12 protein-coding genes are annotated in these 14,478 nt (G+C 62.2%); all 12 read right to left on the reverse strand.

The annotated features are described in order from the left end of the window. Positions 1-14: 14 nt before the first annotated feature. The gene (locus L2D14_15605) at positions 15-818 is read right to left on the reverse strand and encodes an outer membrane protein assembly factor BamD (GenBank protein ID WNJ99283.1); all 804 of its coding nucleotides are present in this window, start codon (positions 816-818) and stop codon (positions 15-17) included. 185 nt (positions 819-1,003) lie between these two features. After that, positions 1,004-1,984, reverse strand: coding sequence for a UDP-3-O-acyl-N-acetylglucosamine deacetylase (lpxC, locus tag L2D14_15610; protein ID WNJ99284.1), 981 nt, complete (start codon positions 1,982-1,984; stop codon positions 1,004-1,006). Between the two features lie 267 nt (positions 1,985-2,251). Further along, positions 2,252-4,141, reverse strand: coding sequence for a cell division protein FtsZ (gene ftsZ / locus L2D14_15615; GenBank protein ID WNJ99285.1), 1,890 nt, complete (start codon positions 4,139-4,141; stop codon positions 2,252-2,254). 98 nt (positions 4,142-4,239) lie between these two features. Next, positions 4,240-5,520, reverse strand: a complete 1,281-nt coding sequence (gene ftsA / locus L2D14_15620; protein WNJ99286.1) for a cell division protein FtsA — start codon at positions 5,518-5,520, stop codon at positions 4,240-4,242. Positions 5,521-5,579: 59 nt separating this feature from the next. Next, a complete protein-coding gene (locus L2D14_15625; GenBank protein ID WNJ99287.1) occupies positions 5,580-6,425 on the reverse strand; it encodes a cell division protein FtsQ/DivIB in 846 nt (281 codons plus the stop codon). Beyond that, positions 6,422-7,327, reverse strand: a complete 906-nt coding sequence (locus L2D14_15630) for a D-alanine--D-alanine ligase (GenBank protein WNJ99288.1) — start codon at positions 7,325-7,327, stop codon at positions 6,422-6,424. Before L2D14_15630 ends, L2D14_15625 begins: the two co-directional genes overlap by 4 nt. Then, entirely contained in the window at positions 7,324-8,271 is a 948-nt protein-coding gene (gene murB / locus L2D14_15635; GenBank protein ID WNJ99289.1) for a UDP-N-acetylmuramate dehydrogenase, read from the reverse strand. Before murB ends, L2D14_15630 begins: the two co-directional genes overlap by 4 nt. Further along, positions 8,258-9,697, reverse strand: coding sequence for a UDP-N-acetylmuramate--L-alanine ligase (murC, locus tag L2D14_15640; protein WNJ99290.1), 1,440 nt, complete (start codon positions 9,695-9,697; stop codon positions 8,258-8,260). The genes murB and murC overlap by 14 nt, the downstream gene beginning before the upstream one ends. Next, positions 9,694-10,824 (reverse strand): undecaprenyldiphospho-muramoylpentapeptide beta-N-acetylglucosaminyltransferase, encoded by a 1,131-nt coding sequence (gene murG / locus L2D14_15645; protein WNJ99291.1) that lies wholly within the window; start codon positions 10,822-10,824, stop codon positions 9,694-9,696. Before murG ends, murC begins: the two co-directional genes overlap by 4 nt. Further along, positions 10,814-11,947: a putative peptidoglycan glycosyltransferase FtsW gene (locus L2D14_15650; protein ID WNJ99292.1), complete on the reverse strand. Its 1,134-nt coding sequence runs from the start codon at positions 11,945-11,947 to the stop codon at positions 10,814-10,816. The genes murG and L2D14_15650 overlap by 11 nt, the downstream gene beginning before the upstream one ends. After that, positions 11,944-13,380, reverse strand: coding sequence for a UDP-N-acetylmuramoyl-L-alanine--D-glutamate ligase (gene murD / locus L2D14_15655; protein WNJ99293.1), 1,437 nt, complete (start codon positions 13,378-13,380; stop codon positions 11,944-11,946). Before murD ends, L2D14_15650 begins: the two co-directional genes overlap by 4 nt. Positions 13,381-13,387: 7 nt before the next feature. After that, positions 13,388-14,476 carry a phospho-N-acetylmuramoyl-pentapeptide-transferase gene (mraY, locus tag L2D14_15660; protein WNJ99294.1) on the reverse strand — a complete coding sequence of 363 codons (1,089 nt, stop codon included), beginning with the start codon at positions 14,474-14,476 and terminating at the stop codon, positions 13,388-13,390. Positions 14,477-14,478 lie beyond the last annotated feature (2 nt).

Genomic DNA, 14,478 nt, shown 5'->3' on the forward strand with positions numbered 1-14,478 from the left:
GTCGCGCACCGTGATTACCAAACCTTGTACCAGGGCTTTTCCTCGGGCTCGGCGACCGGCTTGCCCTCGAACAGGTAATACGAGTCGGTGTACCATTCACTGCTGGGGAAATTGTGTCCCAGCACCGAGGCGGTCTTACGCGCCTCGCTGGTGACGCCGAGCGCCATGTAGGCTTCGGTCAGCCTGTGCAGCGCTTCCGGAACGTGCGTCGTGGTTTCATACTTCTCAACCACGGTGCGAAAACGGTTGATGGCCGCCAGATAATGTTTCTGCTTCAGGTAATAGCGGCCGATTTCCATTTCCTTACCGGCGAGGTGATCGTAAGTCAGATCGACCTTGATCTTGGCATCGCGGGCGTACTGGGATTCCGGAAACCGTTTCATGACCTCGCTCAGGGCATTCAGCGACAATTCCGTCATCTTCTGATCCCGCGCCACATCGGAAATCTGCTCGTAATAGCAAAGCGCCTTCAGATAGTACGCATAGGCGACATCGCGGTTCGCCGGGTGCAACTGCGTGAACCGGTCGAGCGCGATGATCGCGTCATCGTAGCGGTTGCTCTGGTAATAGGAATAGGCTGCCATCAGTTGCGCTTTGGTCGCCCAGACGGAATACGGGTGCTGCCGCTCGACTTCGTCGAACTCGCGCGCCGCGTCCTTATAACGCTCTTCCTGCATCAGGTTCATGGCGCCGTTATAGATGTTCGACACCGGGCGCTCGACATAGTCCGGCTCTTCCGTCGTGGAGCACGCCGCCGTCGTTGCAGCGACAAGGGCCGCTGCTGCCGTCAGTTTCAATGAGCGGTAAAAACGCGCCATCGGTATGTCATTCCCGTCAAGATCAAGGGCTGAAACCTGTACGGAGTATATCACGTCCGGGGCGCAAATCCGCAAGGGCTGAGACGTCTTTAGCGGCCTGAAATCCGGATATGTACGGGAAAAAGCACCGCCGATGGCGTGTCTTGACGATTACGTGGGAAATCGGCCCGCCGGGCCGGCAGAAATCAGCCGGCGACGGCCATCTGTTCGGCCTGAATGCCGCCGTCGACGGCCAGATTCACCGCATCGCCGCTCAGCACATCCCAGGTCCAGGCGCTCTCGTCGGCGAGCAGCGTGCGCAGCAGCTTGTTGTTGGCGGCGTGACCGGAGCACACACCTTCAAAACGGCCGATGATCGGGGCGCCTGCGAGATACAGGTCGCCGATCGCATCCAGCACCTTGTGACGCACGAATTCGTCGTCATAGCGCAGGCCGTCTTCGTTCATAATGCCGTCGTGGCCGACGACAATGGCGTTATCGAGCGAGCCGCCTTTGGCCAGTCCCGCTTCCCACAATGCTTCGACTTCGTGCAGGAAACCAAAGGTGCGGGCCTTGGAAAGCTCCTTGCGGAAGGCGCCGTTGACGACCTTCAGGCTCATTTCCTGACGGTTCACGACAGAACTGTCGAAGTCGATCTCGAAGTCGATGATCTGGGTATCGCAAGGCGAAATCGCAACATGACCGGAGCCGTAGGAGACTTCAACGCGCTTGAGCACGCGGATCACGCGGCGCGGCGCATCCTGTTCGACGATTCCGGCGCATTCGATGAGAAACACGAAAGGCTCGGAACTGCCGTCCATAATCGGCACTTCCGGGCCATTGATCTCGATTTCGACATTGTCGATGCCGCAGCCGGCAAGGGCCGCCATCACATGTTCGACCGTCCCCACGGTGACCCCGTCTTCATTGCCGAGCACCGAACACAGGCGCGTATCGACGACATGGTCCCAGCGCGCCGGAATGACCGCGCCTGCACCGCTGATGTCGGTGCGGCGAAAAACCACGCCCGAATTGACCGGCGCCGGTTTCATGGTCATGGAAATCTTGTTCCCGGAGTGGAGGCCGACCCCGGTGCAGTTGATCGGAGATTTCAGCGTGCGTTGACGAACCACCGGTTCATTTACGTCAGACCCTGTCATCGCGGCTGAAACTTGCTGATCGAACATATTTTTAGTAACCCCCGAGCGTCATGCGCCCCTAAAATCTTTGTAGATTGTTGATGATGTGTGTAGCAAGCGGGCCTGCTCCACTCAAATCAACATTTGTTTCCGATTGTTACGTTTTTCATCTTTAAAAACAGTTACTTATTCTTCATCTGAAACAGATGCCCCATTCCGTAAACGGCAAGAGGGGCGCCCGAAGGCACCCCTCTCCCGTCGATAGGAGCGATTCGTTCCGCCGGACCGCACAGCGGCCTTGCGGGCCTTCAGGCCTTAATTGGCCTGCCGGCGCAGGAAAGCCGGGATGTCGAGCAGGTCATCCTCGTCCTCGGCAACTTCCTGGATACGGTCTTCCGGATCGAGACCGCCAAGTGTCGGCTGCGGCATCGCCTGCGGTGCGGACTGCCCGACGGCGGCGCGGCTGCCGCCCCCGCTCGGCGTCATCATCCGTTCCGCTTTCGGCTCACCGTTGTCACGCGGTGCTGCCGGCTCCGCCCGCTGGCCACCCGTCACGCGGTCGATGGCCGCCTTACCGGTGCCAGTCACAAGCTCGAACAGGCTGGATTTGGATTTCGCCGGTTTCTTTTGTTCCGGTTCCTTGCCGCCGTTGATCAGATCGGCTTCCGCCATCGGATCCGCTTTTTCGGCAATTTCGCGGGTATCGCCTTCGAGACCCACAGCCGGCTTCGGAATAAAGGCATCCGTCGCACCGACTGTCGGGGTCGCGGCGGCATGGACTTCCGGCGCTTCGGCGGCAGCGGCCGCAACCGGTGCCGGTTCTTCGGCAGCCGCAGCGGGTTTCGGGGCTTCCGCATCGTCGGTGGTTTCGCCTTCAGCCGGCATCCCGGCATCGTCTTCCGCAACGGTTTTGACGTCATCCTCGGCAGCCGCCTCGTCGGATTCCTCCTCGGCAGCGGCAGCGGCAGGACGCGGCGCATCCTTGATCTCGAAGGCCGGGGCCTTGTCGGTCTCGGGGGCCGTATCTGCGGCTTCCTCGGCAACCGCCTGAATCGCGGATTCAGCTTCAATGGCGTCACCGGCTTCTGCGGCGGCAGGCTGGGCCGCCGGAACCCGGCGCACCGGGGCTTCACCGGCTTGCGGCGCTTGCGGTTTGATCTCCGGTTTGATTTGGCGAACCTGCGGCGTTTCGCTGACGGTCAGCACCTGCGGGCGCGGCTGTTCTGCCGCCACCGAATCGATACCCGTCGCCACCACGGAGACACGCATCAGACCGTCGAGTTCCTTATCGAAGGCGGAACCGATGATGATGTGCGCATCGTTGTCGACTTCGTCGCGGATACGGTTCGCTGCCTCGTCGACTTCGAACAGCGTGATGTCCATGCCGCCGGTGATGTTGATCAGCACGCCCTTGGCGCCCTGCATCGAGGAATCGTCCAAGAGCGGGTTGTTGATCGCCGCTTCCGCCGCTTCCATGGCACGGCGTTCGCCGGATGCTTCGCCGGTGCCCATCATCGCCTTGCCCATCTCGCCCATGACCGAGCGGATATCCGCAAAGTCGAGGTTGATCAGACCCGGCATGGTCATCAGATCGGTGACGCCGCGCACGCCCGAATACAGCACTTCGTCGGCCATCGCGAAGGCATCGGCGAAAGTGGTGTTTTCATTGGCGATCCGGAACAGGTTCTGGTTCGGAATGATGATCAGCGTATCGACGAAGCTTTCCAGATCCTGGATACCGGCCTCGGCGATGCGCATACGGTGCGAACCTTCGAACTGGAACGGCTTGGTGACCACGGCGACGGTCAGAATGCCGCGTTCCTTGGCGGCCTTGGCGAGGGCCGGGGCCGCACCGGTGCCGGTGCCGCCGCCCATACCGGCGGCGATGAAGACCATGTGCGCGCCTTCGAGTTCGGCCATCACCTTGTCGAGGCTTTCCTCGGCCGCGATCCGGCCGACGTCGGGACGTGACCCGGCGCCGAGACCTTCGGTGACGTCTGCGCCAAGCTGCACGCGGCGGTCCGTCTTGGCCCGGACCAAAGCTTGCGCATCGGTGTTGGCAACGACGAAATCGACGCCCTGCAGTTCCTTGGCGATCATGTTATTGACGGCATTGCCGCCGGCGCCGCCAACACCGAGTACGGTGATGCGCGGCTTCAGTTCCGAGGTATCTCCGCCCCCGGGGACGCTAATATTGATACTCATGTCAACCTCCGCTCCTATCGGTTTGATGTGACCTGGTGACCTCGTTTCCCCGCGTGAATATGCGGGGACGCCGGAATTCCTTGTTGTTAATACTCATGTTAAAAATTCTCCCTTAACCAATGCCCGATGCGGCCCAGCAACCCGGACGGCGGCTGCGCCATGTTCATGTCCGTCTCCATTGGCACTTCGGCGACGGCGACGGCGTACTGCAAAAGCCCCGAAGCGGCCGAGAACGCCGGCCCGGCGACAGCTTCGGCCAGTCCCTCGATAGGGCGCGGACAGGCCAGCCGGACGTGATGCGAAAACGTCTGTGAGGCCATTTCCACCATGCCGGTCAGCTGCGACGTCCCGCCGGTCAGCACGACACGCCCGGCAAGCTGGGCGAACCCGGCTTTCTCCAGACGCTCGTGCGCCAGATCGAGAATTTCCTCGACGCGCGGACGGATGATGCCGACCAGCATTGAGCGTGGCACTTGCACGGTGCCGGTCTCGTCGTCTTCGCCGACCAGCGGCACCTGGATCACCTCGGCGTCGTCGGATGCCGACGCCAGGCATGTGCCGTAAAGATTTTTCATGCGCTCGGCGTGACCGAACGGGGTCGACAGGCCGCGCGCGATATCGTTGGTGATGTGATTGCCGCCGACGGGAATGATGTCGGTGTGCACAAGCTCGCCATCGAAGAACAGCGCGATGCCGGTGGTGCCGCCGCCGATATCGATACACGCCGCACCCATTTTCTTTTCATCGTCGACAAGGCACGCCAGCGCCGAAGCGAACGGCGAGACGACCATTGCATCGACATGCAGATGACAACGCTCGACAACTGCATGCAGATTTCTGAGCGGCGCCGTCTGCGCCGTGACCACGTGAACGTTGACGCCCAGCGTTTCGCCGAACATGCCGATCGGGTCGCGGACGCCGCGATTGCCGTCAACGCTGAAGCCGACCGGCAGTTTGTGGACGATTTCGCGGTCTTCGGGCATGTCCTTCAAAAGCACCGCCGGATCCAACAGCCGGCGCATGTCGTGTTCGGTAATTCCGTGGCCGCCGATGGAAACATCGCACGCCACCAGCTTCGATTTCGGCTTACCGACGGAAACATTGATGACGACACGCTCGATGTTGTCACCGGCCATCTGTTCGGCGCGTTCGACGGCGGCGCGAATGGCGTGCTCGGCGGCGTCCATATCGACGATGGCGCCATTGCGAATGCCGTGTGCCTGGTGCGTGCCGATGCCGACGATCTTCGGCCCGCCCGTGCCATAGGGACCGCGTTCCACGTTTGGCTTGGCAATCAGGCAACAGATCTTCGTGGTGCCGATATCAAGCGCGGCGACAAACCCCGATCTCGGTTTCAGCGTTGCGCCGTTTCGTTTCATTCGTGTCACTCTCTCGTTCCCAACTCAAAACACCGGGTTCTTCCCGGATAATTGCCCCGTTATGTTTCCTGGCCGCTACCCTTGGGCCCGGTCTTGACAATCAGCCGGTCCGGGATTCGCAAATCCAGAACCGTCACGTTCTTGTCCAGAACCCGGTGATTGCGGTGATATGTCGCCAGCCGCGCCCATGCCCCCTGGGCGTCGTCTTCGGGCAGACGCACGTCGATGCCACCCTTGAGATGCAGGTTCCAGCGCCGTTCGCCGACCCATGTCGCGGCCTTGACCTGCGTCATCAGCGTCGGTTCGGAGCCGATCATCGCGATCAGGGCAGAGGCCTGCGCCTCGGCCCCCGCGCCGACGACGACCAGCAGGTCGGCATAAGGCTCAAGGTTTTCGGTCTCGATCACCGCGCCTTCGGCATCGATCAGATGCAACTTCTCGTCTTTCTGCCACAGTGCCAGCGGTTCGCGCTCGACGATGCTGACAAGAATGGTATCGGGCAGCATGCGCTCGATGGTCGAGGCGCGAACCCACGGCAGCGCCTCCAGGCGTCCCTTCGCTTCGAGAATGTCGAAAGCCAGGATCGGGGCGCCGCGTGAAACGTTCAGCGCCTTGATCAGCACGTCGCGTTTCGTCTGCTGACGGCCGCTGACCATGACTTCCTGCACCCTAAAGCCCATTGAAGCCGTCGCCGAAATCGCCGACCAGCGCGCGCTGTCATAAAGCCGTTCGGCGCTGCCCGACGAAATCGCCCACCAACCCGCGCCCGAAGCGGTCCCCATGATCACGGCACCGATTAAAGGAATAAACCAAGTGCGGCGCCATAACGGGCGGACGCGCGGACGCGGCTGCGAGCGAGTTCCCTGCGCTTCGGCTTTCTTCTTTTGCTTACGCGCAAAAATCATGCATCGCACTCCGCGTTATCGACCATCCAGGTCACCAGTTCGGGGAAGGATATGCCCACGTACTCTGCTTGCTCGGGCACCAGCGACGTCGCCGTCATCCCGGGTTGCGTATTGACTTCCAGGAGATACAGCCGTTCCCCGTCGTATCGGAAGTCGGCCCTGGAAACACCCCGGCATCCGAGGGCCCGATGCGCCTGCAATGCATAGTCAAGACAGGCATCTGTGGTCCCCTGATCGATGTCGGCGGGAATCACATGTTTCGATCCCCCCGTTACATATTTAGCCTCGTAATCGTAAAAATTTCGTTCCGTTGAAATATCGGTGACGGCGAGCGGCCGATCGCCCATCACGGCAACGGTGAATTCACGGCCTTCGATGAACTCTTCGACCATGACCCGATCACCGTGCGGCCAGCCGGTGCCTTCGAAGCTGAGCGCATTGTCGCCCTGACGAACGATATGAACGCCGACGCTGGAGCCCTCGTTACAGGGCTTGATGACATACGGGCGCGGCATCGGATCGGCGGCACGGATATCCTCTTCGCTGGCGACCACGTGTTTCGCGACCGGCAGCCCGGCATCCTCGAACAACTGCTTGGCCATCGGCTTGTCCATGGCCAGCGCCGAGGCCATCAACCCCGAGTGCGTGTACGGAATATTCAAAATGTTCAGCAATCCCTGTACGCAGCCGTCTTCGCCCCAGCGGCCGTGGAGCGCGTTGAAAACGGCGTCCGGCTTGGGATACAGCCGCGTAATCAGTGCCCCCATATCGCGTTGCACGTCGATCGGCGTGACATCGAAACCGGCTTCCTTGAGCGCCTTGGCGCAGGCAGCGCCGCTCGCCAGCGAGACCTCGCGTTCCGCCGACCAGCCGCCCATCAGTACCGCTACGTGTCTCGTCATCGCTCAACCTCCCGGGGGCCGTTGTTGCCGGGAACGCCCAACCGGCGGATTTCCCATTTCAGTTCGACACCTGAATTTTTCATCACGCGGCGGCGCACTTCCTCGCCCAGGCTTTCCAGGTCGCCCGCCGTCGCATCGCCGGTATTGATCAGGAAATTGGTGTGCGCCTCCGACACCTGCGCGCCGCCGACCCTGAGCCCCCGGCAGCCGGCGGCGTCGATCAGCTCCCAGGCCTTGTTCCCCCAGGGGTTGGCGAAAGTCGATCCGCCGGTTTTTTCACGGACCGGCTGCGAGCGTTCGCGCTGATCCTGGATTTCCTTCATACGCGCCTGAATAATTTCGGCGTCGCCGGGTGTCGCGTTGAACACCGCACCAGTGAAGATCAAGTCTTCGGGCACATCGGCATGGCGGTAGGTAAAGCCCATTGCCGCCGCATCCAGAGTTCGGATCCTGCCGTCGGCATCCAGCGCCGTCGCAGTTTCAAAGACATCGCAGATTTCGACGCCGTACGCGCCTGCGTTCATGCGCAGTGCACCGCCGACGGTGCCGGGAATGCCGACCAGGAACTCCAGCCCGGTCAGGCCGGCCTCGGCGGCGCGGCGCGCGACATTCATATCCGCCGCCGCGGCCCCGGCGTGGATGCGGTTCCCCTCGATTTCGATGCTGGCAAAGGCCTTGCCGAGACGAATGACGATGCCCGGAATACCGCCGTCGCGAACGAGAATGTTCGATGTGCCGCCGATCACGGTCAGCGGGCAATCCGCAGGCTTATGCGACAGGAAGGTTTCCAGATCGGCGAAATCAGCCGGCTCGAACAGTACCTCGGCCGGGCCGCCGACCCTGAACCAGGTATAGCGCGCCATCGGCTCGTTGGCGCGCAGCCGTCCGCGCACGACGGGCATGCGATCGATCAGATGCGGGGTATTGCGCTCAGCCGCCATCATTCGCCGCCTCCCGCCCCTTGCCGCGCAGATGTTCCAGTTCTTCCGGCAGCGCATTGGCCCACGCCGAAATACTGCCCGCCCCCAGGCACACCACGTAATCACCGGCACCGGCGATGGCATTTACGGTCTCGGCCAGCGAGCTTGAATTTTCCAGTGCGATCACGGTCCGGTGCCCGCGTTCACGCAGACCGGCGACGAGTGAATCCCGGTTGACGCCCTCGATCGGCGATTCGCCCGCCGGATAGACTTCGGTCACGATCACCGCATCGGCGGCGTTGAAGCAGGTGCAGAAATCCTCGAACAGATCGCGGAGCCGTGTATAGCGGTGCGGCTGCACAACGGCGATGACCTGGTTTTCGGCGACTTCGCGGGCCGCTTTCAGAACCGCGGCAATCTCGACCGGGTGATGGCCGTAATCGTCGATGATGGTGATGCCGTCGACGGTGCCGGTATGCGTGAAGCGGCGTTTGACGCCCTCGAAACCGCTCAGCGCCTTGTTCAGCACATCGTCGGCGAGCCCCATTTCCGAGCCGATGGCCACTGCCGCCAGCGCATTCAGCACGTTGTGCAGCCCGTGCATGGCGAGATTGAGGCTTTTGATTTCCCGGCTTTCCCCGGTTTTACGATCCGAAATCGTCACGTCGAAGGTGGTGCCGTCGGGATCGATCGTGACGTTGGCGGCGCGAACATCGGCCTGCGGGCTGAAACCGTAGGTGACGATGCGGCGGTCCGATACGCGCGGGATCATCGCCTGGACTTCGGCGTGGTCGATACACAGCGCCGCGAACCCGTAAAACGGAATGTTCTCGACGAAATCGACGAACGCCTTTCTCAGCGCATCGAAGCTGCCGTAATGGTCCAAGTGCTCGGGGTCGATGTTGGTGACGACGGCAATCGCAGCGGGCAGTTTCAGGAACGTGCCGTCGGACTCGTCGGCCTCGCAGACCATCCATTCGCCGTCGCCGAGCCGGGCATTGCTGCCCCATGCATTGATGATACCGCCGTTGATCACGGTCGGGTCCATGTCTGCGGCTTCCAGCACTGCGGCGATCAGGGATGTGGTCGTTGTCTTGCCGTGCGTACCGCCGATGGCGATCGACCATTTGAGCCGCATCAACTCGCCCAGCATTTCCGCACGGCGCACCACCGGGATCAGTTTTTCCCGTGCGGCACGAACTTCCGGGTTGTCGGCCTTGACCGCCGACGAAATGACGACGACCGAGGCGTCGGCAATGTTTTCCGCCGCGTGGCCGATGGCGACATGAATACCCAGATCGCGCAGCCGCTTGACGTTGGCGCTCTCGGCGATGTCGGAACCCTGCACGGTGTAGCCGAGATTCTTGAGGATTTCGGCGATTCCGCTCATGCCGATGCCGCCGATGCCGACGAAATGAAGCGTGCCGATGTTCAGGGGGATCGATCTCATGCCGCGGCCCTTTCGTCTCTGCCGTTTTCGCCGCGCAATGTTTCTTCGACCAGTGTCGCCAGCCGTTCCGTGGCATCGGGGCGCCCGGCCTGGCGTGCCGCCGCGGCGGCTTTTTCCAGAACCATCGGCATGCCGAACATGGATTGCAGTCTTGAAGCCAGGCTGTCTTCGGTAAAGTCGGTCTCGGGGATCAGCCAGCCCGCGCCGATCTCGTCGACCGCGTGCGCATTCAAGGACTGATGATCGTCGATGGCATAGCGGTACGGCACCAACAGCGCCGGCCTGCCGACCGCCAGCAGTTCGGCGACCGTAGAGGCGCCGGACCGCGCGATCACCAGATGCGCCGCCGCCAGCCGTTCCGGCACGTCGTCGAAGAAACTGTCCAGCACGGCATCGATCCCGAGCCGCTTGTAAGTACCGCGCACTTCTTCAAGGTCTTCGGGGCGGCACTGCTGGGTAATATGCAGGCGGCCCTTGAGTTGGTCCGTCAGCTTGGAGACGGCCTGCGGAATCACCTCGCTCAGGATGCGCGCGCCCTGCGAGCCGCCCAGCACCAGAATGTTGAACGGCCGGCCGTCGGTGAAACTCGGATACGGCGTGTCACGCACCGCCAGCACACGGCTGCGGACCGGCATGCCGGTATGCGTCACCTTGCCGTGCGATCTTTGCGGAATGCCCCGGCTTTCCGGGAACGATACGGCGATGGCCTTGGCGCGATCGGCAAGCAGCCGGTTGGCGCGGCCGAGAATGGCGTTCTGTTCGTGCAGGACCGTCGGCATCCCGGCCAGGCTTGCCGCCATCATGGTCGGGATCGAAGCATAGCCGCCGAAACCGACGACGGCGCTTGGCTGCATCTGTTTCAAAAGCCCGCGCGCCTGCAACGTCCCCAGGCCAAGCTCGGCGATGCTGCGGATTTTCGCCAGCGGTCCCTTGCCGGCAATGCCGCCGGCCCGTATCTGATGCGTCTCGATTTCGCCCAGCGCGCCGCCATAGGCATCGCCCCGGCGGTCGGTCAGCAGCGCCAGACGATGGCCGCGCCCGATCAGTTCGCGCGCCAGTGCTTCCGCCGGGAAGACATGCCCGCCGGTACCGCCGGCGGCGAGAACGATCAGGCGATCAGCGGTCATATCCGCCACCTCCCGTCTCTGGCCGTTCGCGGGTCAGCGCCAGCACCATCCCCATGCCGACGGCGAGCGCCAGCGTCGACGAGCCGCCGTAGGAAATGAACGGCAGCGTCATGCCCTTCGGCGGGATCAGGCTAACACTCGATGCCATGTTGATCAGCGCCTGCACGGCGAACTGCGACAGCAGGCCGGTGACGGCAAGCAGAACGAACAGGTCGTCGCGTTTCATGACCCGCCCGAAACCGCGCAGCACGACGAAGGCGAACAGGCCGACCAGGATCAGGCAGGCCAGCAGACCGAATTCCTCGCCGGTCACGGCAAAGATGAAGTCGGCATGCGCATCGGGCAGCACTTCCTTGACCCGGCCCTCGCCCGGTCCGCGGCCGGCGATACCGCCGCGCTGAAAAGCCTCGATCGCGCGCGAAGCCTGATAGCCGATATCCGCATCCGGACCGAAAAACCTGTCCACACGAAGCTGCACGTGATCGAAAGTAAAGTACGCGCCGATCCCGGCGCCGATAAACAGAACGGCAATCATAGCGACGAAAATCAGCGGCAGGCCTGCAACGAAGAACTGCGTGCCCCAGACCACGGAAACGACGATGGTCATGCCGACATCCGGCTGCATCAAAAGGATCGCCACCGTCACCAGATAGACGGCGATGGACATCTGGAAACCGGGGAAGCGTTCATCCATGCGCTGGCGCGCGAACAGCCAGGCAGCCACCACGGCAATCCCCGGCTTGACGAATTCCGACGGCTGCAGCGAAAACCCGGCAATCGACAGCCAGCGCGTCGCGCCCTTGATCTCGGCGCCGAAGAAAAGCGTCAGCAGCATCAGGAACAGCGAAGACAGCGTACACAGGATGGCGAGCCTGCGAACCCCCTTCAGCGACATCAGCGAAACACCAAAGATGGTTAATGCGGCAAGGCTTAAAAAAACCGCCTGGCGCTTGATAAAATGAAACGATCCGACGTCGATGCGCTCGGCCACGGCGGGCGAAGCGGCGAGCGTCATCACCGCGCCGAACGCCAACAGCAGCGCGACGGCGGCAAGGGTCCAGCGGTCGACGGTCCACCACCATTTGCCGAGCAGACTGGTATCGGTACGATGCAGCGCACTCATGCGGCACCCCGCGATCCCGGGAACACGCCCGGTTCCTCGAACGGATCCATGTGTTCGCCGGGCAGCGCCTCGACGACGTCCTTGAACGCGTCGCCGCGCGCTTCGAAATCGGAGAACTGGTCGAACGAGGCACATGCCGGCGACAGCAGCACCACGGCGCCCGGCAGGCCCGATTTCCTGGCTTCCTGAAATGCATCGCGGGTCGCGGTTTCGATGTCACCGGACATGACGAACGGCACCTTGCCGTCGAGTTCCTGGGAAAACTGCAATGCGGCCTCGCCGACGAGAAACGCCTTGCGGACCCGATCGAGATACGGGGCGCAAGCCATGAGCCCGCCTTCCTTGGGCCGGCCACCGGCGATCCAGTAAATATCGTCGTAACACGCCAACGCGCGGGCAGCCGCATCGCCATTGGTGGCCTTGGAATCGTTGACGAAGCCGACGCCGTCGACGATCTGGACCGGCTCCTGGCGGTGCACGAGGCCCGGATAGCTGTTGATGCAGGCCATCACCGCGTGCGGCGCAATCCCGGTCATCTTGCACGCTGCATAGGCGGCGGCCGCGTTCTGCCAGTTGTGCACGCCTTGCAGACTGGCCACCGTCTTCAGGTCCATGACCGGCGTTTCCTTGCCTTCGGTGTCGTCATGCAGGATGCCGTCGATGACATAAACGCCGCCGTGCACCCGCTCCTTGGCGGAAATACCGACGACGAGCTGCTCGTCGGCCTCGTAAAGCTCTTCGTAGATTCTCCGGCTGAAATCGTCATCGATACCGATGACCGCTGTTCGCGGCTTGGTCTGACGATGGAAAATCTGCCGCTTGGCGGCGATGTAACCGTCCATCCCGCCGTGCCGCTCCAGATGATCGGCACTGATGTTCAGCAAAACGCCAACATCGAAGGTGATCGAGAACGTCAGTTCCAGCTGATACGACGACATCTCGAGGATATAGGTCCCGTCCGGTCCCAACGGTTCCAGCGCGCAGGCCGGCATCCCGAGGTTGCCGCCGATTTCCGCTTCCCGGCCGGAAACCTGAAAGATATGCCCGATCAGTGCCGTCGTCGTCGACTTGCCGTTGGTGCCGGTGATGCCGACATAGGCGGCGTCACGCTGCGTGCGCGCCAGCAGTTCAACGTCGCCGATGATCTCGCAGCCCGCGTCTCGCGCCATGCGGACAATCGGGTGCGGTTTCGGATGGGTATGCGGAATGCCGGGACTGAGGATCAGAGACGTCACCTCGCGCCAGTCGATGGTCGCAAGATCGACGATCTCGATGCCTTCTTCCTCGGCGGCACGGTTGCGAGAGTCCTCGTTGTCGTCCCAGGCCCAGACCTCGGCGCCGCCGCGATAAAGCGCACGCGCCGCCGCCAGGCCACTGCGGCCCAGCCCCAGAACCGGGGTCGGCAAACCATCGAACGGGAACACTTCAATCATGTACGGCTTACCTCAACTTCAGTGTGGCCAGACCGGCCAGCGCCAGGATTGAGGCGATGATCCAGAAGCGGATAACGATGGTCGATTCCGCCCAGCCCTTTTTTTCGAAATGATGATGCAGCGGCGCCATCGCAAAGACCCGCTTGCCGGTCAGCTTGAATGACACCACCTGTACGATCACGGAAACCGTCTCGAGCACGAAAAGACCGCCGACAATGGCCAGCACCAGTTCATGCTTGGTGACGACGCTGACCGCGCCAAGCGCGCCGCCAAGCGCCAACGATCCTGTGTCGCCCATGAAGACCTTGGCCGGTGGCGCATTGAACCACAGAAACCCGAGCGCACTGCCGACCAGCCCGCCGCACAATACGGCAAGCTCGCCGGCGCCCGGCACATAATGAATTTGCAGATAGTTCGAGAAGATGGTGTTGCCCGACAGATACGCGATCATGCCGAACACCGCGGCGGCAATCATCACCGGCACGATGGCGAGGCCGTCCAGCCCGTCCGTCAGGTTGACCGCATTCGACGAGCCGACCATGACGAAAATCGCGAACATAACGAACATCCAGCTGAGATTGATCAGCAGGTCCTTGAAGAACGGCACGGCGAGGGTCGTCTGCAATCCGGCCGGAAGATGGCTCAGCACCCAGAACGCGGCGACCGCCGAAATCGCCAGCTGCATGGCCAGCTTGAGCTTGCCGGACAGACCCTTGGTGTTGCGCTTCGAGACCTTGAGAAAATCGTCGAGGAATCCGATCACGCCGAAACCGACGGTCACGCCCAGCACTGCCCAGATATAGGGATTGGTCAGGTCGGCCCACAGCAGCGTCGCGCTGCAAACCGCAAACAGAATCAGCACGCCGCCCATGGTCGGCGTACCCTTCTTGGTCAGCAAATGGCTTTCCGGCCCGTCGTCGCGGATCGGCTGGCCCTGTCCCTGACGCGCGCGCAACAACTCGATCATCACCGGCCCGAACAGGAAGCTGACGATCAGTGCCGTCATCATCGCGCCGCCGGTACGGAACGTGATGTAGCGGAATACATTCAGGGCGCTGAATTGTTCGGCAAGCGGGTAAAGAATATGAAACAGCACGC

This window comes from Thalassospiraceae bacterium LMO-JJ14 (assembly GCA_021555105.2).
In the GTDB taxonomy this organism is placed as follows: domain Bacteria; phylum Pseudomonadota; class Alphaproteobacteria; order Rhodospirillales; family Casp-alpha2; genus UBA4479.

What these genes read in the sequence shown, in the direction of transcription:
- L2D14_15605 (WNJ99283.1), bottom strand. Translation starts at nt 818, where the DNA reads ATGGCGCGTTTTTACCGCTCATTGAAACTGACGGCAGCAGCGGCCCTT.
- lpxC (WNJ99284.1), bottom strand. Translation starts at nt 1,984, where the DNA reads ATGTTCGATCAGCAAGTTTCAGCCGCGATGACAGGGTCTGACGTAAAT.
- ftsZ (WNJ99285.1), bottom strand. Translation starts at nt 4,141, where the DNA reads ATGAGTATCAATATTAGCGTCCCCGGGGGCGGAGATACCTCGGAACTG.
- ftsA (WNJ99286.1), bottom strand. Translation starts at nt 5,520, where the DNA reads ATGAAACGAAACGGCGCAACGCTGAAACCGAGATCGGGGTTTGTCGCC.
- L2D14_15625 (WNJ99287.1), bottom strand. Translation starts at nt 6,425, where the DNA reads ATGATTTTTGCGCGTAAGCAAAAGAAGAAAGCCGAAGCGCAGGGAACT.
- L2D14_15630 (WNJ99288.1), bottom strand. Translation starts at nt 7,327, where the DNA reads ATGACGAGACACGTAGCGGTACTGATGGGCGGCTGGTCGGCGGAACGC.
- murB (WNJ99289.1), bottom strand. Translation starts at nt 8,271, where the DNA reads ATGATGGCGGCTGAGCGCAATACCCCGCATCTGATCGATCGCATGCCC.
- murC (WNJ99290.1), bottom strand. Translation starts at nt 9,697, where the DNA reads ATGAGATCGATCCCCCTGAACATCGGCACGCTTCATTTCGTCGGCATC.
- murG (WNJ99291.1), bottom strand. Translation starts at nt 10,824, where the DNA reads ATGACCGCTGATCGCCTGATCGTTCTCGCCGCCGGCGGTACCGGCGGG.
- L2D14_15650 (WNJ99292.1), bottom strand. Translation starts at nt 11,947, where the DNA reads ATGAGTGCGCTGCATCGTACCGATACCAGTCTGCTCGGCAAATGGTGG.
- murD (WNJ99293.1), bottom strand. Translation starts at nt 13,380, where the DNA reads ATGATTGAAGTGTTCCCGTTCGATGGTTTGCCGACCCCGGTTCTGGGG.